16 protein-coding genes are annotated in these 18,552 nt (G+C 70.2%); 8 read left to right on the forward strand and 8 right to left on the reverse strand.

Annotated elements, in window-relative coordinates; genetic code table 11:
• Positions 1 to 164: 164 nt before the first annotated feature.
• Positions 165 to 1,169: a DUF2891 domain-containing protein gene (locus tag AC3WSN_RS22430; RefSeq protein ID WP_492540971.1), complete on the reverse strand. Its 1,005-nt coding sequence runs from the start codon at positions 1,167 to 1,169 to the stop codon at positions 165 to 167.
• A 147-nt stretch (positions 1,170 to 1,316) separates the two neighbouring features.
• Here AC3WSN_RS22430 and AC3WSN_RS22435 point away from each other — a divergent pair, with 147 nt between their 5' ends.
• Complete coding sequence (locus AC3WSN_RS22435; RefSeq protein ID WP_192710655.1) at positions 1,317 to 2,066, forward strand: CDP-diacylglycerol diphosphatase; 750 nt, start codon at positions 1,317 to 1,319, stop codon at positions 2,064 to 2,066.
• Positions 2,067 to 2,070: 4 nt separating this feature from the next.
• Here the strand turns inward: AC3WSN_RS22435 and AC3WSN_RS22440 are convergent, their stop codons facing one another.
• Together AC3WSN_RS22440 and AC3WSN_RS22445 are read right to left on the reverse strand one after the other, a co-directional pair.
• Entirely contained in the window at positions 2,071 to 2,613 is a 543-nt protein-coding gene (locus AC3WSN_RS22440; protein WP_492540973.1) for a P-loop NTPase family protein, read from the reverse strand.
• Between the two features lie 129 nt (positions 2,614 to 2,742).
• On the reverse strand, positions 2,743 to 3,645 hold the full coding sequence (locus AC3WSN_RS22445; protein ID WP_492540975.1) for a LysR family transcriptional regulator: 903 nt from the start codon (positions 3,643 to 3,645) through the stop codon (positions 2,743 to 2,745).
• Positions 3,646 to 3,815: 170 nt separating this feature from the next.
• On the opposite strand from AC3WSN_RS22445, the gene AC3WSN_RS22450 reads away from it, so the two are divergent.
• The 6 genes from AC3WSN_RS22450 (at position 3,816) to AC3WSN_RS22475 (ending at position 11,165) form a co-directional block, all read left to right on the forward strand.
• Positions 3,816 to 5,348: an ABC transporter substrate-binding protein gene (locus tag AC3WSN_RS22450; RefSeq protein WP_192710652.1), complete on the forward strand. Its 1,533-nt coding sequence runs from the start codon at positions 3,816 to 3,818 to the stop codon at positions 5,346 to 5,348.
• A gap of 191 nt (positions 5,349 to 5,539) precedes the next feature.
• Complete coding sequence (locus tag AC3WSN_RS22455) at positions 5,540 to 6,457, forward strand: ABC transporter permease (RefSeq protein ID WP_192710651.1); 918 nt, start codon at positions 5,540 to 5,542, stop codon at positions 6,455 to 6,457.
• A gap of 14 nt (positions 6,458 to 6,471) precedes the next feature.
• Complete coding sequence (locus AC3WSN_RS22460; RefSeq protein ID WP_492540977.1) at positions 6,472 to 7,407, forward strand: ABC transporter permease; 936 nt, start codon at positions 6,472 to 6,474, stop codon at positions 7,405 to 7,407.
• Between the two features lie 216 nt (positions 7,408 to 7,623).
• Entirely contained in the window at positions 7,624 to 9,045 is a 1,422-nt protein-coding gene (locus AC3WSN_RS22465) for a M20 family metallopeptidase (RefSeq protein ID WP_492540979.1), read from the forward strand.
• 4 nt (positions 9,046 to 9,049) lie between these two features.
• Entirely contained in the window at positions 9,050 to 10,654 is a 1,605-nt protein-coding gene (locus tag AC3WSN_RS22470) for an ABC transporter ATP-binding protein (RefSeq protein WP_492540981.1), read from the forward strand.
• A 193-nt stretch (positions 10,655 to 10,847) separates the two neighbouring features.
• Positions 10,848 to 11,165 (forward strand): hypothetical protein, encoded by a 318-nt coding sequence (locus AC3WSN_RS22475; RefSeq protein ID WP_492540983.1) that lies wholly within the window; start codon positions 10,848 to 10,850, stop codon positions 11,163 to 11,165.
• Here the strand turns inward: AC3WSN_RS22475 and AC3WSN_RS22480 are convergent.
• The 4 genes from AC3WSN_RS22480 to AC3WSN_RS22495 all read right to left on the reverse strand — a co-directional run bounded on the left by AC3WSN_RS22480 (position 11,162) and on the right by AC3WSN_RS22495 (position 15,131).
• Complete coding sequence (locus AC3WSN_RS22480) at positions 11,162 to 11,611, reverse strand: Ros/MucR family transcriptional regulator (protein WP_373622144.1); 450 nt, start codon at positions 11,609 to 11,611, stop codon at positions 11,162 to 11,164. The two genes, AC3WSN_RS22475 and AC3WSN_RS22480, sit on opposite strands and share 4 nt — an antisense overlap.
• Before the next feature lie 268 nt (positions 11,612 to 11,879).
• Complete coding sequence (locus tag AC3WSN_RS22485) at positions 11,880 to 12,968, reverse strand: YeiH family protein (protein WP_492540985.1); 1,089 nt, start codon at positions 12,966 to 12,968, stop codon at positions 11,880 to 11,882.
• A gap of 479 nt (positions 12,969 to 13,447) precedes the next feature.
• Positions 13,448 to 14,368 carry an ABC transporter permease gene (locus tag AC3WSN_RS22490; protein WP_492540987.1) on the reverse strand — a complete coding sequence of 307 codons (921 nt, stop codon included), beginning with the start codon at positions 14,366 to 14,368 and terminating at the stop codon, positions 13,448 to 13,450.
• A complete protein-coding gene (locus AC3WSN_RS22495) occupies positions 14,361 to 15,131 on the reverse strand; it encodes an ABC transporter ATP-binding protein (RefSeq protein WP_210028644.1) in 771 nt (256 codons plus the stop codon). The genes AC3WSN_RS22490 and AC3WSN_RS22495 overlap by 8 nt, the downstream gene beginning before the upstream one ends.
• Before the next feature lie 457 nt (positions 15,132 to 15,588).
• On the opposite strand from AC3WSN_RS22495, the gene AC3WSN_RS22500 reads away from it, so the two are divergent.
• Positions 15,589 to 17,280, forward strand: a complete 1,692-nt coding sequence (locus AC3WSN_RS22500; protein WP_492540989.1) for a methyl-accepting chemotaxis protein — start codon at positions 15,589 to 15,591, stop codon at positions 17,278 to 17,280.
• Between the two features lie 24 nt (positions 17,281 to 17,304).
• Here AC3WSN_RS22500 and AC3WSN_RS22505 read toward each other — a convergent pair whose 3' ends face one another.
• Entirely contained in the window at positions 17,305 to 18,444 is a 1,140-nt protein-coding gene (locus AC3WSN_RS22505; RefSeq protein ID WP_492540991.1) for an amidohydrolase/deacetylase family metallohydrolase, read from the reverse strand.
• Positions 18,445 to 18,552: the final 108 nt, after the last annotated feature.

Consider the following 18,552-nt stretch of genomic DNA (forward strand, 5'->3'; position numbering starts at 1 on the left):
AGAAATCTCTCATATCGGTTCGGATGGTGATGTTGGGCTCACCGTGGTTGCGCGCGGAGCGAAGCAAGCCAAGCGGCGCCACGATCCGGGCGGTCGCGCTGCCCTGACTCACTTCGCTGCGCGCGTGATGACGGACAGGGACAGCGCACCGGAGCAGGATCGCGTCAGGCCTCGAGCGCCAGCAGCGCGAAGCTCGCGAGCCAGTGCTCACCCATGTAGTCGCCGGTCACGTGCGGGAGCGCCGCCGCGAGGTGGGCCTCGGCCGCCGCGGCGAGCGGCGGACACCGGGGATCGGCGGGATCCAGCGCGGCGGCGAGCGCCCGGAAGCACCAGGCGCGGCTGAGATTCAGGCCGTCGAGATGGGCGATCTTCCCGTCGCTGCGGTCGGTCACGTCGGCCGGCTGGAACAGCGTGGCCGGCCGGCCCGCCGCCAGATCGGGGAGGAAACGGTCGAACCAGGGCTGGAACCGCGCCGGCGGCAGGAGCCGGCGCATGCACTCGGCCTCAATCAGCGAGGAGGACAGGAAATCGTCCCCGCCCGGCTCGCCCCAGGCAGGGCAGCCCGCGTCTGCGCCGTACCAGCGCTCGGCGGTCCGCAGCAGCAGGGCACCGAGCGCTGCCGCCCCCGCCCCCTCGGCGTAATCGGCCGCGAGGCGCAACGCGAAGGCGGTGTTGTAATGGGTGCCCACCCGGACCGGATAGGGCGCGATCGGCAGGAAACCCTCGAACCGCCGGACGATGATTGCGGCGAGCGGTGCGAGGGCCTCGGACCAGCGGGTTTCGGGCAGGCGCGCGAGTTCGTCGGCAAGCTTCAGGAGCCACGCCCAGCCGTAAGGCCGCTCGAAGCCGCGCGCATGCGGGGCGGCGAAGGTGGCGCATTCGCCCGCCACCCGGTCGGGCGTCAGCCGCGCGTCGAACTGCGCGCGGATCGCGCCGGCCTGCACGCCGTCCGGGAACCGCCGCAGCACCCGCGCGAGCAGCCAGTACCCGTGGACGCAGGAATGCCAATCGTAGCTGCCGTGGAAGACCGGGTGCAGGTCGGCGGGCGTGCGCGCATCCGCCGGCCCCGCCAGGACATGGCCTGGCTTGTACGGGTATTCGCGGCTGACATGACCGAGCGCGACCGCGGCGAAGCGGGCGCCGATCTCCGGGGTGAGCGCGCGCGCCATCGGGGGCTCCGGGTTCGGGAGGGCCGGGATAGCGGGTTTCCGGCCCGGCGTCAGGGCATCCGGGCGCTTTGCCGGCACGGGCCGGGATCGGCTATCGCGGAGCCTGGCCGAGCGGGGCAGTCCCGACCGGCGTCTCCGGGAGTTCCCATGCGCCGCGCGCTGCTCGTCGCCCTCGTCGTCGCGGTCTCAATGCCGGCCTCGGCCGCGCCGGATCCGAGCCGCGACGTCCTGTGGGCCGCCCTGAAGACCTGCGTGCTCGCCAAGCGGATCGCCAACCGGACCTTTCCGTGCCTCTCGGTCGACCTGGGCGACACGGATCGGCCCGGCTCGGCGGTGCTGCGCGCGCCGGGCGAGCCGACCCATATCGTCGTCATGCCCACCGACACGGTCGCGGGCCTCGAGGCCCCGGTCCTGCGCGGCCCGTCCGGAATCGCCTACTGGCGGGCGGCGCTCGCCGCGCGGCCGTTCGTGTCCGACGTGCTGAAGGGGCGGCTGACGCCCGAGGCGGTGGGACTCGCGGTCAACTCGGCCCGGGGCCGCAGCCAGGACCAGCTTCACATCCATCTCGACTGCCTGAAGCCCAGCGTGCTGACCGCCCTCAAGGCGCATGGCCGCCAGATCCGCACGACCTGGTCCCGCTTCCCGGCGCCGCTGGCCGGCGACCGCTATTTCGCGCTGCGCGTGCCGGAGGCGGAGGTGGCGCGCTTCAACCCGTTCGCGGTCCTGTACACCCTGCCGGGCGGGCGGCCGAACCTGCACCGGACGAGCTTCGCGGCCGTGGCGACCCTGCCGGGCGACCCCGAGCCGGGCTTCCTCCTGCTGGCCTACCGGGTGCCCAGCGCCAGCGCCGAGGACGTGATGGATCACAGCTGCACGGTTGCAAATCGGGGCGCCTGACCCATCATCGACCGCCCGGCCTCCGCCTCAGACCTTCCCGCCGGTAGAACCGGGCCAGAGCCTGCGGCGTGTCGAGCTGCAGCGTCGGGAGGCCGGTCTCCTCGAACATCTGCGCGTGGCGTTTCCGGTTCGCCGGCGTGGTGACGACGATGTGGCGGATCATGGACCATTTCACGCTGTCTTGGCCGCCTTCGAGGGTGCCGTGGCGGTCGCGCTCGAACCACGTCCGGCGCAGGTAGCGGACGAGGCTGAGGGCGGTCGGGACATCGAGCACGATGACGCCCGTCGCCCGCTCCAGACGCTGCGGCAGGCACCGGGAGTAGTTGCCGTCCATGACCCAGTGCGGGCCCAGGATGGCGGCGTCGTGCAGCGCCTGGAACTCCCCGGCCGGGCGGGGCTCCCAGTCGGTGTCCGGCCGATGGTAGAGCTGATCGACATGGACAGGCGGCAGGTCGCGCGACCGGGCGATCGCCGTCGCCAGGGTGGATTTTCCGCTGTTCGACGGCCCGATGATACAGATGCGCGGGCCGAGCGCGTCGAGTCTCATGTCGATGGCTCGATGTCGTGAGTCGATCGTACGATTCCGATCGATCCGGTCAAGCACATCCGGGACGCCGGGCCAATCTGTTCTTCAGCAGAGCTTTGCGCGGCGCCACTGCATCTCGACAGGCCTCGATCAGGACGCGACGGGTGGCGGCAGCGCCTCCAGCAACTGGCGCAGGAAGGCCCGCACTGCCCGGGGCAAGCGCCGGTCGCGCATGGCCTGCACCTGGATCCCGCGGGCGAGGCTCGCCCGGGCGTGGATCGGCAGGCTGACCAGCTCGTTCAGGCGCAGCGGCGTTGTCACCGAGAGCGCCGACATCAGCGCAAGCCCGCGGGAGCGCCGGACGAAGGGCAGCAACGCCGAGAGCTTGTTGGCGGTCAGAACCGGCTCGACCGCGAGGCCTTCGAGGGCGCAGGCGGCATCGAAGACCTGCCGCAGGGTCGTATCCCGGGTCGGCAGGGCCAGCGGATAGTTCGACAGGTCGGCGAGGCGCAGGGCCGGCGCCCGCGCCAGGGGATGATCGGGGGCGGCGAGCGCCAGCATGTCCACCTGCCCGTCATAGAGCACCTCCACCTGCGGGCTGGGCGTGAGCGCGAAGGTGATGCCGAGATCGGCATCTCCCACCGCCACTGTCTGGGTCACCTGCGCGGGCGGCAGCACCGTCACCTCGAAACGGATGCCAGGATGGGCCGTGTGGAAGGCCGCAATGGCGTTCGGCACGATGTCGAGGGCGAAGCCCTCGGAACTCGCCACCCGGATCAGGCCGCGGGCGAGCCCTTCAAGCTCGCGGATCTCGGTGACCACCTGCTCGGAGCGGATCAGCACCTGATGGGCGTGCTGCGCCAGCAGCTCGCCGGCCGGGCTCGGCACCATGCCGCGCGGGCGCCGCTCGAACAGCACGCAGTCGAGCTCGGCCTCTAGGTTGGCGATCTGCCGGCTGATCGCCGAGGCCGCCACGTTGAGCTGGTCCGATGCGGCGGCGATCGAGCCCGTCCTGGCCACCGCCAGGAAGTAGCGCAGCCCGGTCGTCTGCATTATCCTGCCCCAAAGCAGCTATTTCGCTAGGTGCGTTGCCGAAACGGCAACGCAGCACTCGCCAAATTCTACTTGTTGCGATCCCAGATGCACAACACCATGGCAGGGTGAAAAACGCGGCAGCCGCGGAACCATCCGCCGGACCTGTCCGCCGCGCCGTCGGAGCCTGCATGCCGCTACGGACTCTCACCCGGGCCGCGACCTTCGCCGCCTCATTCGCCGCTCTGATCGCCGCGCACCCGGCGCTCGCCGGCAAGGCGGACGACACGCTGGTCTACGCCTCCGACAGCGAGCCCGAGAACGTCAGCCCGTATCACAACAGCGCCCGCGAGGGCGTGATCCTGGCCCGGAACTGCTGGGATACGTTGCTGTACCGGGACCCCAAGGACGGCACCTACAAGCCGATGCTGGCGACCGCCTGGACCTGGAAGGACGACACGACGCTCGATCTCACGATCCGCGAGGGCGTGGTCTTCCACAACGGCGACCCGCTGGGTCCCGAGGACGTGGCCTTCACGTTCAACTACGTGCTGACGCCGGAGGCCCGCACGGTCACCCGCCAGAACGTCGACTGGATGAAGTCGGTGGAGGTCACCGGCCCGCACACGGTCCGCATCCACCTCAAGGCGCCGTTCCCGGCCGCGCTCGAATACCTCGCCGGCCCGACCCCGATCTTCCCGGCGAACTACTTCAAGAAGGTCGGCCTCGACGGCTTCGCCAAGGCGCCGGTCGGCAGCGGCCCGTACCGGATCACCAAGGTCGACAGCGGCCGCGGCGTCAGCATGGAACGCTTCGACAAGTACTGGGCGGAGAGCCCGCTTGGGAAACCGAAGATCGGCAAGCTGCAGTTCCGCGTCATCCCGGACGGCGAGAGCCGGATGGCCGAGCTGATGACCGGCGGCGTCGACTGGATCTGGCGGGTGCCGAGCGACCAGGCCGAGCAGCTGCGCGCCGCCCCGAACATTACGGTGCTGAACTCCGAGACGATGCGGGTCGGCTTCCTGCAATTCGACACGCTGGGCCGCGCCAAAGAGAACTCGCCGCTCAAGGACGTGCGCGTCCGGCAGGCGATCTCCTACGCCATCGACCGCAAGGCGATGGTCGACAACCTCGTGCGCGGCGCCTCGCGGGTGATGAACGCGCTGTGCTTCGTCGACCAGTTCGGCTGCACCGACCAGGGCGTGCCGCGTTATGCCTACGACCCCGCCAAGGCCAAGGCCCTGCTCAAGGAAGCCGGCTACCCGAACGGCTTCGAGATCGATCTCGGCGCCTATCGCGAGCGGGACTACGCCGAGGCGGTGATCGGCTATCTCGGTGCCGTCGGCATCAAGGCGCGGCTGAACTACCTGCGCTACGCGGCGTTCCGCGACGCGCTGCGGGCCGGAAAGACCTCGATCGGCTACCAGACCTGGGGGTCGTTCTCGGTTCTCGACGTCTCGGCCTTCGACGGGGTGTATTTCCGCGGCGGCGAGGAGGATCTGACCAAGGATCCGCAGGTGATCGCCGACCTCCAGAAGGGCGACGGCTCGACCGATCCGGAGACGCGCAAGGCCGCCTACGCCAAAGCGCTCCAGCGGATCGCCGCGGAGGCCTACGCCCTGCCGATGTTCTCCTACTCGACCAACTACGCCTTCACGTCGGACCTCAATTTCACCGCCCAGCCCGACGAGGTGGCGCGCTTCTACGCGGCGTCGTGGAAGTGAGGACGGCCGCGAAGGCGCGACGCCTTTCCCCTCCCCCTTGCGGGGAGGGGTCAGGGGTGGGGGTGGCGCAGACGGCACCGCACCGCTCGATTCTGCGCCACCCCCACCTCCGGCTCTTCCCCACAGGGGGGAGGAGAGGACGCTTCGTCCTGATCGGGCGCGATCGTGATCGCCAGAAAGGAGCCTGAGCCATGCTGGCCTTCACGGTCCGGCGCGTGCTGGTCGCCCTGGCGGTAGCCTTCACGGTCTCGGTGGCGAGCTTCCTGCTCCTCCACCTCTCGGGCGACCTCGCCACGGCCATCGCCGGCCCGGAGGCCACCGGGCCGCAGATCGCGCAGATCCGCCAGGAGTACGGCCTGGACCAGCCGCTGCTGACCCAGTTCCTCACCTGGGGCTGGCGGGCTCTGCACCTCGATTTCGGCAACTCCTTCTATTTCCGCGAGAGCGTGATCGACCTGCTGGCCGCCCGCCTGCCGATCACCCTCTATCTCGGCATCATCGCGCTCGCCGTCGCCCTGTTCGTGGCGATCCCGCTCGGCGTCGTCGCCGCCGTGAAGCGGGACACGTGGATCGACCGGACGGCGCTCGCCGTATCGGTGCTCGGCCAGGCGATGCCGAGCTTCTGGTTCGGCCTGACGCTGATCCTGATCTTCTCCGTGAATCTCCGCTGGCTGCCGGTCTCGGGCAATGCCACGTGGAAGAACTTCGTCCTGCCCGCGGTGGCGCTCGGCTACTACGCGATGCCCGCGGTGATGCGCCTCACCCGCAACGGCATGCTGGAGGTGCTGGCCTCCGACTACGTCCGCACCGCCCGCGCCAAGGGGCTGCCGCCCCGGAAGATCCTGGTGCGGCACGCGCTGCGCAATGCCGTGATCCCGGTGATCGCCCTCGCGGCGGTGCAGTTCGGCTTCATGCTCGGCGGCTCGATCGTGATCGAGGCGGTGTTCTCGCTCCAGGGGCTCGGGCAGCTCGCCTGGGAATCCATCGCCCGCAACGACTTCCCGGTCGTCCAGGCGATCGTGCTGGTGCTCGCCATGATCTATATCGGTCTGACGCTGGCGGCCGACCTGCTGAACGCCTTCCTCGATCCGCGCCTGCGCCAATCGTGAGGATGGAGCCTGCCATGAGCCTCCCCCCCGACACGGCGGCGCTCGCCGCCCCCGTCCTGCCCCCGGACGCGCCGATCGCCCTGGCGTCGGTCCCCTCCCCCACCCGCCTGATCCTGCGGCGGGGCCTGCGCCACACCGGTTTCCTGATCGGCGCCGGGATCCTCGGGCTGATCGTGCTGGCGGCTCTGGCCGCTCCGCTCATCGCGCCGCACGACCCCTACGCGCAGGACGTGTCCCGCCGCCTGATCCCGCCGGTCTGGCAGGCCAAGGGCTCCTGGGAGCACGTGCTCGGCACCGACAAGCTCGGCCGCGACTACCTGAGCCGCCTGCTCTACGGCGGCCAGATCTCGCTCCTGATCGGGATCTCGGCCGCGCTGATCTCCGGGATGATCGGCACCACGCTCGGCCTCTGCGCCGGCTATTTCGGCGGCTGGGTCGACTCGGTGGTGAGCTACATCGTGACCACGCGGCTTGCCATGCCGGTGGTGCTGGTGGCGCTCGCCATGGCGGCGCTGGTCGGCGGCTCGCTCAAGGTGGTGGTGCTGGTGCTGGGCTTCCTGCTCTGGGACCGCTTCGCCGTGGTGACCCGGGCCGCGACCCAGCAGATCCGCAACCAGGATTTCGTCTCGGCCGCCCGCGCCGCGGGGCTCACCGACCTGCGGATCATCCGCCAGGAGATCCTGCCCAACATCATGAACGCGCTGATCGTCGTGGCGACCCTGGAGATGGCCCACGCGATCCTGCTGGAGGCCGCCCTGTCGTTCCTCGGGCTCGGCGTGCAGCCGCCCCTGCCCTCCTGGGGCCTGATGATCGCCGAGGGCAAGCAGTACATGTTCTTCCAGCCCTGGGTGATCACCATCCCGGGCGTGGCGCTCCTCCTGCTCGTGCTGGCGATCAATCTTCTGGGGGATGGCCTGCGCGACATCACGGCGCCCGAGGCGCGCCACTGATGTCGCTCCGCTCCGTCATTCCGGGGCTCGCCGGGGGCGAGAGCCCGGAATCCAGAGCCGCCCCGGCCGATCGCACAGGCGATCCGGCTCCGCGTCATCCTGTTGCCTCCGCGGCTCTGGATCCCGGGCTCCGCTGCACGGCCCCGGGATGACAGGATTGGAGCTGACGCCCCTGATGCCCGTCCTCACAAAACACCCGTCCACCGAGATCACACCATGACGCGAGACGCCGCCATCGCGCGCGCCACAGAGGCCTTCGACTCGGGCGCGTTCCTCGCCCTCCTGCGGGAGGCCGTGGCGATGCCCACCGAGAGCCAAGCCCCCGGCCAGGAGGCGGCGCTCCGCGCCTATCTCGACGCCTTCATCACGCCGCTGGTCGCCCGCCTCGGCTTCGAGACCCCGAAGATCTTCCCGAACCCCGATGAGGTGCACGGCCCCTTCCTGATCGCCGAGCGGCACGAGGGCGCGGACCTGCCGACCGTGCTGATCTACGGCCACGGCGACACGGTCCGGGGCTATCCCGAGCAGTGGCGCGAGGGCCTCGGCCCCTGGGAGATCGTGGTCGAGGGCGACCGCTGGTACGGGCGCGGCACCGCCGACAACAAGGGCCAGCACGTCCTCAACCTCGCCGCCCTGGAGCAGGTGATCGGGGCCCGCGACGGCCATCTCGGCTTCAACGTGAAGCTGCTGATCGAGATGGGCGAGGAATCGGGTTCCCCGGGCCTGCGGCCGTTCTGCCGGGAGCAGGCCGAGGCGCTGCGCTCCGACGTGCTGATCGCCTCGGATGGCCCCCGCCTCAACGGCGAGCGCCCGACCCTCTTCCTGGGCTCCCGCGGCGCCTACAATTTCGAACTCAGCCTCAACCTGCGCGAGGGCCCGCACCATTCCGGCAACTGGGGCGGGCTGCTGCGCAACCCCGGCACGGTGCTGGCCTCGGCGATCGCCTCGATGGTCGATGCCCGCGGCGCCATCCTGGTAGACGCCCTGCGGCCGCCGCCGATCCCGGAAGGGGTGCGCGCGGCGCTCGCCGACATCCGCGTCGGCGAGGACCCGACCGCGCCCAAGATCGATTCCGACTGGGGCGAGCCGGGCCTCACGCCGGCCGAGCGGGTCTTCGCCTGGAACACCCTCGAGGTCCTGGCCTTCAAGACCGGCGACCCGGACGGGCCGCTCAACGCCGTGCCGCCCCACGCCAAGGCGACCCTGCAGCTGCGCTTCGTGGTCGGCACTGACTGGCAGAACCTCATCCAGAACGTGCGCGCCCATCTCGACGCGCACGGCTTCCCGATGATCGAGGTCCGGCCGGCCCGCGCCGCGGAGGTGTTTCAGGCGACACGGCTGCCCGTGGAGGATCCGTGGGTCGAGTGGGCGCTCCAGTCGATCGAGGCGAGCACCAACAAAAAACCGGCGCTGCTGCCCAATCTCGGCGGCTCGCTGCCGAACGACGCCTTCTCGGAAATCCTGGGGTTGCCGACCCTCTGGGTGCCGCATTCCTACCCGGCCTGCCGCCAGCACGGGCCCGACGAGCACATGCTCGCCTCCGGCACCCGCGAGGGCCTAGCGATCATGGCCGGCCTGTTCTGGGATCTGGGCCGAGACGGGCCCGACATCCTCCGCCGCCGCAAAGCGAGGGCCTGACACGATGAGCGAGCCGGTCGTCCGCATCCGCGATCTGACGATCGCGCTCCCCAAGGGCGCCGACCGCCCGCACGCGGTCGAGGGCCTGAACCTCGACCTCGAGGCCGGGAAGATCCTGTGCGTGGTCGGGGAATCGGGCTCGGGCAAGTCGATGAGCGCCTACGCGCTCACCGGCCTCCTGCCCCGGGCGCTGACGCCGACGGCCGGCACGATCCTGTTCGAGGGCCGGGACCTCCTGACCCTCGACGAGCCCGCGTGGCGCCGCTTGCGCGGCCGGCGCATCGCCATGGTGTTCCAGGAGCCGATGACGGCGCTGAACCCGGTGATGCGGATCGGCGACCAGATCGCCGAGATGTTCGAGGCGCACAACCTGCTCACCCGCAGCGAGCGCTGGGCCCGGGCGGTGGCGCTGGCCACCGAGGTCGGCCTGCCCAACCCCGAGGAGGCGGTGCGGGCCTACCCGCACCAGCTCTCCGGCGGCCAGCGGCAGCGGGCGATGATCGCCATGGCGCTGGCGCTGGAGCCCTCGGTGCTGGTCGCCGACGAGCCGACCACGGCGCTCGACGTCACCACCCAGGCCCAGATCCTCCGGCTGATCCGCGACCTGCAGCAGAAGCGCGGGATGAGCGTCCTGTTCATCACCCACGATTTCGGTGTGGTGGCGGAGATCGCCGACCACGTGGCGGTGCTCCAGCGCGGCCGGCTCGTGGAATCCGGCACCGCCGAAGCCGTCCTGCGCAATCCGCAGGCGCCCTACACCAAGGCGCTGCTCGCCGCCGTCCCGAGCCTCACGCCACCGCCACGCTCAGCCCTGGAAGCGGCCCCGGTCGCCCTCTCGGTGACCGGGCTGTCCAAGACCTATTCCGGGCGCTCCGGCCTGTTCGGCAAGCCGCGGGTTGTGGCGGCAGTCAGGCAAGTCTCCTTCGATGTCCGCCGCGGCGAAACATTGGGCATCGTGGGCGAATCCGGCTCGGGCAAGTCGACAACCGCGCGGCTCGCGATCCGGCTGATCGAGCCCGACGGCGGCACGGTCCGGCTGGGGGACCTCGACTACACGGCCCTCGGCAAGACGGCCCTGCGCGACAAGCGCAGCCGCATCCAGATGATCTTCCAGGACCCGTTCGCGTCGCTGAACCCGCGGCGCACCGTGGAGCAGATCATCACGGCGGGGCCGATCGCCCACGGGGTCCCGGCCGCCGAGGCGCGGGCGCGGGCCCGGAGCCTCCTCGACCTCGTCGGCCTCGACCAGAAAGCCGCCGCCCGTTACCCGAACGCCTTCTCCGGCGGGCAGCGCCAGCGCATCGGCATCGCGCGGGCGCTCGCCATGGAGCCGGACGTGCTGGTGGCGGACGAAGCGGTCTCGGCGCTGGACGTCTCGGTCCAGCGGCAGGTGCTGGATCTCCTGGAGGACCTGAAGCAGCGCCTGTCGCTGGCGATGTTGTTCATCACCCATGACCTGCGGGTGGCCGCCACGATCTGCGACCGGATCGCCGTGATGCACCGGGGCGCCGTCGTGGAGATGCGCGGGACCGCCGACCTGTTCGCGGCGCCGGAGCACGCCTACACGCGCAGCCTGCTGGCCGCCGTGCCGGGCGCGCGCGCATCCTGAGCCGCCGCGGCCCGGATCAGGGCCGATCTGGGACGCAGAGACAAGTTTTTTGGACGGAGTCGCCCTACCCGGTTGCGCACAACCGGGTAGGATGAGGGGGTAGTGTCGAGGGTTGAGCACCCCGGCGGATCCACGGCCAAACCCGCTGCCCGTCCCCCGCTCGCGCCTCGAACGCGGACGGGGGTTTTTCAGCGTGTCGACCTCAGACAAGCCCGATGACGTCCAGCCGGCCCGCCAGCGCCTGGAGCCGCTGCTCCGGCGCGGGAAGCGGGCCGAGCGCTGGATCGGTTCCGGCCAGCGCAAGTCGCCCGCCGCGAACAGGGCCGACGACAGCGCCGCTGAAGCCCTGAGCGGCCGCGTCATCAAATTGCGCTGGGCCGACACGTTCGGCCGGCCGGCGCGTCCCGATCCCGCCAGGTGGGGCCAGCCCGATCCGGTCTCCGCACAGGTGCTGCTGTTCCAGAGCCCCGCGGACGGGAGCGACCGGACGCGGCGCGGTGCCGCCGATTAGCCGTTCGTGCCGGTCCCGCGCTGACGGGCCCGCCCGCCGGGCACGCCGAGACCGATGGCCTTCGCGAGCGCTGAACGCTGGGCGGCGTAGCCCGGCGCGGTCATCGGGTAATCCTCCGGCAGACCGTAGCGCTCGCGGTAGCGCTCCGGGGTCAGGCCGTGGGCGTTGAGGTGACGCTTGAGCGTCTTGTAGGATCGGCCGTCGATGAAGCTGACGATCCCGTCCTCCTGGACCGACTTGCGGATCTGCGCGGGCGTCGGCTGCTCGATTGCGGGAATCGCTTCAGCGTGCGGCGTTCCGGTGAGGGCCGCCAGGGTCCCGTGCACGCTCGCCATCAGCTCGGGCAGCGCGGCCGGCGGAACGGAATTGTTCGAGACGTAAGCCGCAACGATCTCACCGACCAGCGTGACGAGCTTGATGGAGCGCTCGGGATTTTTTTCGGGCACTGCGCGAGTCCACTTGAAGATTTCGACGATGACGCTGCGGGTTCCAAAAGCAGAAACCCCTGAAGTGTCAAGATGGTCCTGGCAGTTTGTCGGTTGCGGAAAGCGCATTTTGGTGCGGGACGACCGAACCCGGCCCCCGGACGGAGCCGGTCACCTGCATGGGAGCGCCGATCCCCGGGTGTTTACAGCCGGGATCTGCGCGGCCGGACGGAAATACGGCATCGCGGCATGAGCGCCGGGCCCCGGTCGGGCCGGAGACCCAGCGGGGTCACCCGATGCCGAGGCCGCGGATCAGCGCAAGGCTGAGGACGATCAGGACCGCCAGCGAGGCGGTCACCGCCAGGGTGACCCGGCCGCCGACCCGGGCGAGGATGCGCACGTCGACCCCGAGGCCGAGCGCGGCCATCGACAGGACCGTGAGCACCCCGGCGAGCTGCGTCAGGGGCTTCACCGCCGCATCCGGGATGAGGCCCGACGAGCGCAGGGTCGCCAGGGCCAGGAAGCCGAGGATGAACCACGGGACCAGCTTGGTGAGCCCGGGCCGGCTCGGGGCCGGCGGGGCGCCTGCCACCCGCGGCAGGCGGGGCGCGATCAGCGAGAATGCCACCACCACCGGGCCGAGCATCAGGACGCGCACGAGCTTCACCAGGGTGCCGATCTGGGTCGACAGCAGGCTCACCGGTACGGTGGCGGCCAGCACCTGCGGCACGGCGTAGACGGTCAGCCCTGCCAGCACCCCGTACTGGCTGTCGTTCATGCCGGCGAGCGGGACGAACAGCGGCAGCCCGAGCACCATCAGAACGCCGAGCACCGCCGTGAACGCGATGGCGGCGGCGATGTCCTTCGGCTCCGCGCCGATGACGGGCGCCACCGCGGCGATGGCCGAGTTGCCGCAGATGGCGTTGCCGCAGGCCACCAGGATCGCCATCCGGGCCGGGAGGCCGAGCGCCCGGCAGATCGCCACGCTGGCGGCGATGCCGAGCACCACGGTGGCGACGATGCCGGCGAGCAGGGCCGGGCCGGAGGCGAGGATCGCCCCGAGGCTCAGGGAGGCGCCGAGCAGCACGACGGCGACCTCGAGGAGCTGCTTGGCCGAGAAGGCGATGCCGGTCCGGAACCGGGCATGGGGCGTCCAGGCGGTCCGCACCGCGATGCCGATCAGGATCGCCAGGACCAGGGCCTCGACATAGGGATGGCCCGCGACGCGCTCCTCCAGCGCCTGCGCGGCCATCGCCACGGCGGTGATCGCCGCGCACAGGCCGATTCCGGGCAGGACCGAGGCGGCAGGACTCGACTGGCTACCCCCGCCAGAGAGGGCGACAGGCGGGGCGTTGCGGGATGGGGCGTCAGGACTCACAGGACGTGGCTCCGGGGTCGTCCCAGGGGGTACAGGAAGAAAACGGCTGCCGCACGCCACTAACGGAGATATTTTATCTCTATTGTGCCGCTTTTGTAGACTATGTCACTCTAAAGCTTCCTGAACGTCCAGGAGACTTGATGTCCGTGGATCTCCGTGGGCGAGCCCCGCCTTCCTCTCCGGCGGAAGGTTGCCCGCCGTGCAATGTTCGTCCGCCGTTCGGGCAGATCGCTCAATCCATTTCGCGGTGGAGACACATCGTAGCCGCCTCACCTGTCATTCCGGGGCCGCGCAGCGGAGCCCGGAATCCAGACCCGCCGACGTGTCAGGATCTGGCACTCTCAGCGGTTCTGGATTCCGGGCTCGCCTGCGGCGCCCCGGAATGACGGCGTCGATCGTCAACACGCAGAGGAAAGCTCCAAACTGTTCGGCCTTACGGCTCTGCAGTGCGCGCGCGTCGCACCCCGGAGCGCTTTCCCTCAGGCTTGCATGCCCCAGCGCTGAACCGTGCGCCGCTCGATCGTCTGGAAGATCAGGTTCTCGACGACGAGGCCGATCAGGATGACGGTGAGCAGCCCGGCGAACACGTTCGGGATGTCGAGCATGTTCTTGTTCTCGAAGATGAACCAGCCGAGCCCGCCCGCTCCCGAAGAGACACCGAAGACCAGCTCGGCCGCGATCAAGGTGCGCCACGCGAACGCCCAGCCGACCTTCAGGCCGGTGAGGATCGACGGGAAGGCCGCCGGGATCAGGATCTTGCCGATCAGCCGCGGACCGGACAGCCCGTAATTGCGGCCGACCATCTTCAGCGTCCGGCTCACCGACAGGAAGCCCGAATGGGTGTTCAGCGCGATCGCCCAGGTCACCGAGTGGACGAGGACGAAGATCAGGCTGCCGTTGCCCAGGCCGAACCAGATCAGCGCCAGCGGCAGCAGCGCGATCGCCGGCAGCGGATTGAACATCGAGGTCAGCGTCTCGAGGAAGTCGGTCCCGATCCGCGACGCGATGGCGATGCCGGTGAGCGCGGTCGCGAGCGCGACGCCGGCGGCGTAGCCCATCAGCAGGACCTTGAGCGAGGTCCAGGCGCGGGCCGGCAGCGTGCCGTCCGCGACGCCGCGGACAAACGCCTCCACGGTGGCCGAGAAGGTCGGGAACAGGAGATCGTTGTCGAGGTAGCGCCCGTAGGCCTCCCAGATCCCGGCCAGGACGAGCAGGATCACGATCTTGCGCAGCCACGCCTGGTTGTAGAGCCGCTCAGCGACCGACAGGGGCTTCTCCACCACCGTGGCACCGTGGGCATGGCCGGTCTCGCGCACGATCTCGGGACGGCTCGACCCCGCGGCGGACGGGCGCGCGTGTGCGGCGCGCGGCAGGCCGGTCAGGACGGGTGCGCTAGACATTCTCCGCCTCCTCGATCTCTTCCGAGAACAGCATCTGCTGGATCCGGTTCTCCAGCCCCATCGCGGCCTCCGGCGAGTCCGCGCTGTTGAGCTCCGCCTTCACCTCGCCAGGATGGGGCGAGAGCAGCAGGATGCGCGAGCCGACCTTGATCGCCTCCGGGATCGAGTGGGTGACGAACAGCACGGTGAAGCGCGTGCCCTCCCACAGCATCAGCAGCTCGTCCTGCATGCGCCGCCGGGTCAGGGCGTCGAGCGCCGCGAAGGGCTCGTCCATCAGCAGGATGTCGGGCTCCATCGCCATGCCGCGGGCGATGGCGACGCGCTGCTTCATGCCGCCCGAGAGGGTGTGCGGGTAGCTGTCGGCGAACTTCGTGAGATTAACCTTGTCGATGTAGAGGTTGGCCCGCTCCAGGGCCGCGCGGCCTTTCAGCCGGCCGGAGGCTTCGAGGGCGAAGACCACGTTCTGCCGGACCGTCTTCCAGGGCAGGAGCTGGTCGAATTCTTGGAACACCATCATCCGGTCGGGGCCGGGCTCGGTCACGGGCCGGCCCTTGAGCCGGATCTCGCCCTCGGTAGGGGCCATGTAGCCGCCCACCGCCTTGAGCAGGGTCGACTTCCCGCAGCCCGAAGGCCCGAGCAGCACGAACCGGTCTCCGGGCCAGATCCGGAAGCTCACCCGGTAGGTGGCCGTGACGAGGTGATCGGGCGTCTTGTAGCGGAGCGTGACGCCGTCGACTTCCAGCAGGGGCTGACCCGTGTCCATCCATCCTCCCTGGCGCCGCGGCTTGAGCCGCGTTTCGCTGACGGCCGGAGATGATCCGGCCCTCACAAAAACGTGTATCGGTCGTCATCCGAGCCTGTAAAGGCGGACCCGCTCCGGAATCCGGAGCGGACGGCCCGTGTGTCAGGGCCGCACGGCGGGAAGCCGATGGTCCTGTACGGCCGGAACGCCGGGCCGGTCGGCCGAGGCGCGTACCATGAAGTCTTGGCTGAGACGACTTGGGCGAGACGACTTGTCTGAGACGACTTGGCTGAGCCAGCCCGCGCGCAAGATCCGGAGGCCCAACGGAACGGATCCGCGCAATGTTCGGCCGCAGTGTGGCCTGTCCAGCAACGTCGACACGCAGGGTTTCCTTAATTAATATCTCGCACTTCTGGCTCCGCCAGGTCTAAACGCGGCCTGACCGGTCTAGACCGAGAGCAATTTTCGGGGTCTCTCAATGCGATTTCAGTTGTCCATCAAGGCGGCCCTGATCGGAGCTTTCGGGTGCCTTGCCCTCATCGCGGCAGGACAAGGCACACTCTCCCTGATCAAGCTTTCCGGTATCCGTTTCTCTGTGAACGAGGTCACAAAGAATTGGCTTCCATCAGTATTGATATTGGGGACGATACAGAACGACGTTGCCGATATTCGCGTCAAACAATTTCGCATGCTCACATACAACGCCACGCCGGAGCAGCGGGCCGACAACCAGAAGCTTCAGGCGACGGCCATGGCCAAGCTCGCGGCGGACCGGGCCCTGTACGAGCCGATGATCGCCTCGCCCGAGGAGCGGGCCCTGTGGGCGACGTTCGGCGCGCTGTGGACGCAGTACGAGGCCTCCAACCGCAGGATGACCCAGCTCCTTGAGCAGGGCCAGCCGGCGGAGGCGCTGGCGCTCATCGGCGGCCGCGATCAGCTCGACATGTACAACCGCATGCGCGAGGCCCTGGCGGCGGACGCGGAACTGAACAACCGCAGCGCGCACCAGGAATCCAGCTCCGCCCTGGCGCAGGCCGATGCCGCCATGATCGCCGCCTACGTGGCGGTGGCGTTCGCGGTGGCGGCGGCGCTCGCGGCCTCCCTGTTCGGGATGTCGCGGGTGTCCCGCCCGATCACGGTCATCACCCAGGCCATGGCGGTCCTGGCTCGCGGCGACGCGGCCGCCGCAGTGCCGTACCGGGACCGCCGGGACGAGATCGGCGCGATGGCCGCCGCCGTTCAGGTGTTCAAGGACAACCTGATCCGCACCCGGCAGCTCGAGGCCGAGACCGCCGAGGCGCGCCTCGCCGCGGAGGAGCAGCGCAGGAGCGGCATGCGCCAGATGGCCGACAGCTTCGAGCGGGCGGTCGGCGGCATCATCGGCCTGGTCTCGTCCTCGGCCACCGAGCTGCAGGCCACCGCCGGGTCGATGTCGGCCATGGCGGCCCAGACCTCGGCCCAGTCCACGACCGTGGCGGCCGCGGCCGAGGAGGCGGCCTCGAACGTCAACACGGTCGCGGCCGCCGCCGAGGAGCTGGGGAGTTCCGTGCAGGAGATCGGCCGGCAGGTGGACGGCTCGGCGGAGCTCGCCCGGCGGGCCGTGGGCGAGGTCGACCGGACCGGCGCGCTGGTGCAGGAGCTGAGCACGGCCGTCACCCGCATCGGCGACGTGGTCGGCCTGATCTCGTCCATCGCCGGGCAGACGAACCTTCTGGCGCTCAACGCCACGATCGAGGCGGCCCGCGCGGGTGCTGCGGGGCGGGGCTTTGCGGTGGTGGCGTCCGAGGTGAAGGCCCTGGCCGAGCAGACCGCCAAGGCGACCGAGGAGATCTCCGGGCAGATCGCGCGGGTTCAGGATTCGACCGGTCAGGCGGTCACGGCGATCGGCGCGATCACCGGGCGGATCCAGGAGATCAGCGGTGTGGCGACCACGATCGCCGCAGCCGTGGAGGAGCAGGGCGCGGCGACCCAGGAGATCGTCCGCAACGTCACCCAGGCGGCGCAGGGCACCGGCGCGGTGACCAGCACCATCACCGGGGTGGCGGGCGCGGCCGAGGAGACCGGGGCTGCGGCGAGCCAGGTTCTGGGCGCGGCCTCCGAGCTGTCGCGCCAGTCCGAGCACCTGTCCGCCGAGGTCGGCCGCTTCCTGGCGACGGTCCGGGCCGCGTGAGGCTCCGGCCGTCCGGCACCCGGCTCAGGCCGGGTGCCACCACCGGCCCTTCAGCACCACGCCCTCGGCGGTGATCCGCTGGGCGCCCTCCATGTGCTCGCCGCGGGTGTCGACGTAGTCGAAGGCGCCGTCCCGCACCGCCAGCACGGTGGCGTCACCGAGCGCCCCGACCTTCAGGGTCCCGTACTCCATCCGCTTCAGCGCCACGGCGGCGTTCACCGTCGAGGCGGCGATCACGTCGGTGAGGCTCATGCCGAGGCAGAGCATCTTCGACATGGTGGTGACCTGATCGAAGGCCGGTCCCTCGATGCAGAGCTGGTGCACGTCGGACGAGATCGTGTCCGGCAGGAAGCCGCCGGCCAGCATGGCCCGCGCCGTCTTGAAGGCGAACGAGCCCTTGCCGTGGCCGATGTCGAACAGCACGCCCCGCGCCCGCGCCTCGCGGAGCGCCGGCTTCACGGCACCCTGGGCCGTGATGGGAGAGTTCGGGAACGGCCGGAACGCGTGGGTCAGCACGTCACCGGGGCGCAGCATCGCCAGGACCTGCTCGTAGCTCGGCGGCGGCTCGTCGATATGGGCCATCAGCGGCAGGCCGGTCTCTTCCGCGACCTGCAGGGCGATGTCGAGGGGCGCGGTGCCCTGGTCGCCCGAGGCGTGGCGCCCGACCCGGACTTTGATGCCGACGATCACATCCCGGTTAGCCTCGGCGACCTCGACCGCCTCCCGGGGCGCCATCAGCCGCGGATCCTCACTCTCGCCGACCATGATGGTCTTCGAGAAACCGAAGATGCCCGCAAAGGAGACGTGCAGGTAGGCGAGAATCCGCGCCTGCGACCGCTCGATGACGTGGCTGCGGAAGCCCGCGAAGTTGCCGGGCCCGGCGCTGCCGGTATCGACCGAGGTGGTCACCCCCGAGGTCCGGCAGAATGCGTCGGCGTCGATGCCGAGGGAGGTGCCGCCCCAGTAGACATGGGTGTGCAGGTCGATCAGGCCCGGCGTGACGATGGCGCCTTCCATGTCGCGCACCTGCGTGCCCGGGCCGGCCGGAAGGTCGCGGCCGAAGCCCGAGACCCGGCCGTCCGCAAAGGCGACATCGCAGATCCCGTCGTGGTTCTGCGACGGGTCGATGACCCGCGCGCCCTTCAGGATGAGGTCGTGCTGCACGAGAGACTCCGGATGTTGGTCGCGCGGTGGGGATGGATGGGCCCGCCTCGCCTCCGTCTTTGCGAGCGCAGCGAAGCAATCCAGCGGCGCCACACCCGCGGACGTTGC

The organism is Methylobacterium sp. FW102-HT35C08 (genome assembly GCF_058790235.1).

Bases quoted from the DNA above. Each gene is read 5' to 3' on its own strand.
- AC3WSN_RS22430 (WP_492540971.1), bottom strand. From the start codon at position 1,169: ATGGCGCGCGCGCTCACCCCGGAGATCGGCGCCCGCTTCGCCGCGGTC.
- AC3WSN_RS22435 (WP_192710655.1), top strand. From the start codon at position 1,317: ATGCGCCGCGCGCTGCTCGTCGCCCTCGTCGTCGCGGTCTCAATGCCG.
- AC3WSN_RS22440 (WP_492540973.1), bottom strand. From the start codon at position 2,613: ATGAGACTCGACGCGCTCGGCCCGCGCATCTGTATCATCGGGCCGTCG.
- AC3WSN_RS22445 (WP_492540975.1), bottom strand. From the start codon at position 3,645: ATGCAGACGACCGGGCTGCGCTACTTCCTGGCGGTGGCCAGGACGGGC.
- AC3WSN_RS22450 (WP_192710652.1), top strand. From the start codon at position 3,816: ATGCCGCTACGGACTCTCACCCGGGCCGCGACCTTCGCCGCCTCATTC.
- AC3WSN_RS22455 (WP_192710651.1), top strand. From the start codon at position 5,540: ATGCTGGCCTTCACGGTCCGGCGCGTGCTGGTCGCCCTGGCGGTAGCC.
- AC3WSN_RS22460 (WP_492540977.1), top strand. From the start codon at position 6,472: ATGAGCCTCCCCCCCGACACGGCGGCGCTCGCCGCCCCCGTCCTGCCC.
- AC3WSN_RS22465 (WP_492540979.1), top strand. From the start codon at position 7,624: ATGACGCGAGACGCCGCCATCGCGCGCGCCACAGAGGCCTTCGACTCG.
- AC3WSN_RS22470 (WP_492540981.1), top strand. From the start codon at position 9,050: ATGAGCGAGCCGGTCGTCCGCATCCGCGATCTGACGATCGCGCTCCCC.
- AC3WSN_RS22490 (WP_492540987.1), bottom strand. From the start codon at position 14,368: ATGTCTAGCGCACCCGTCCTGACCGGCCTGCCGCGCGCCGCACACGCG.
- AC3WSN_RS22495 (WP_210028644.1), bottom strand. From the start codon at position 15,131: ATGGACACGGGTCAGCCCCTGCTGGAAGTCGACGGCGTCACGCTCCGC.
- AC3WSN_RS22500 (WP_492540989.1), top strand. From the start codon at position 15,589: ATGCGATTTCAGTTGTCCATCAAGGCGGCCCTGATCGGAGCTTTCGGG.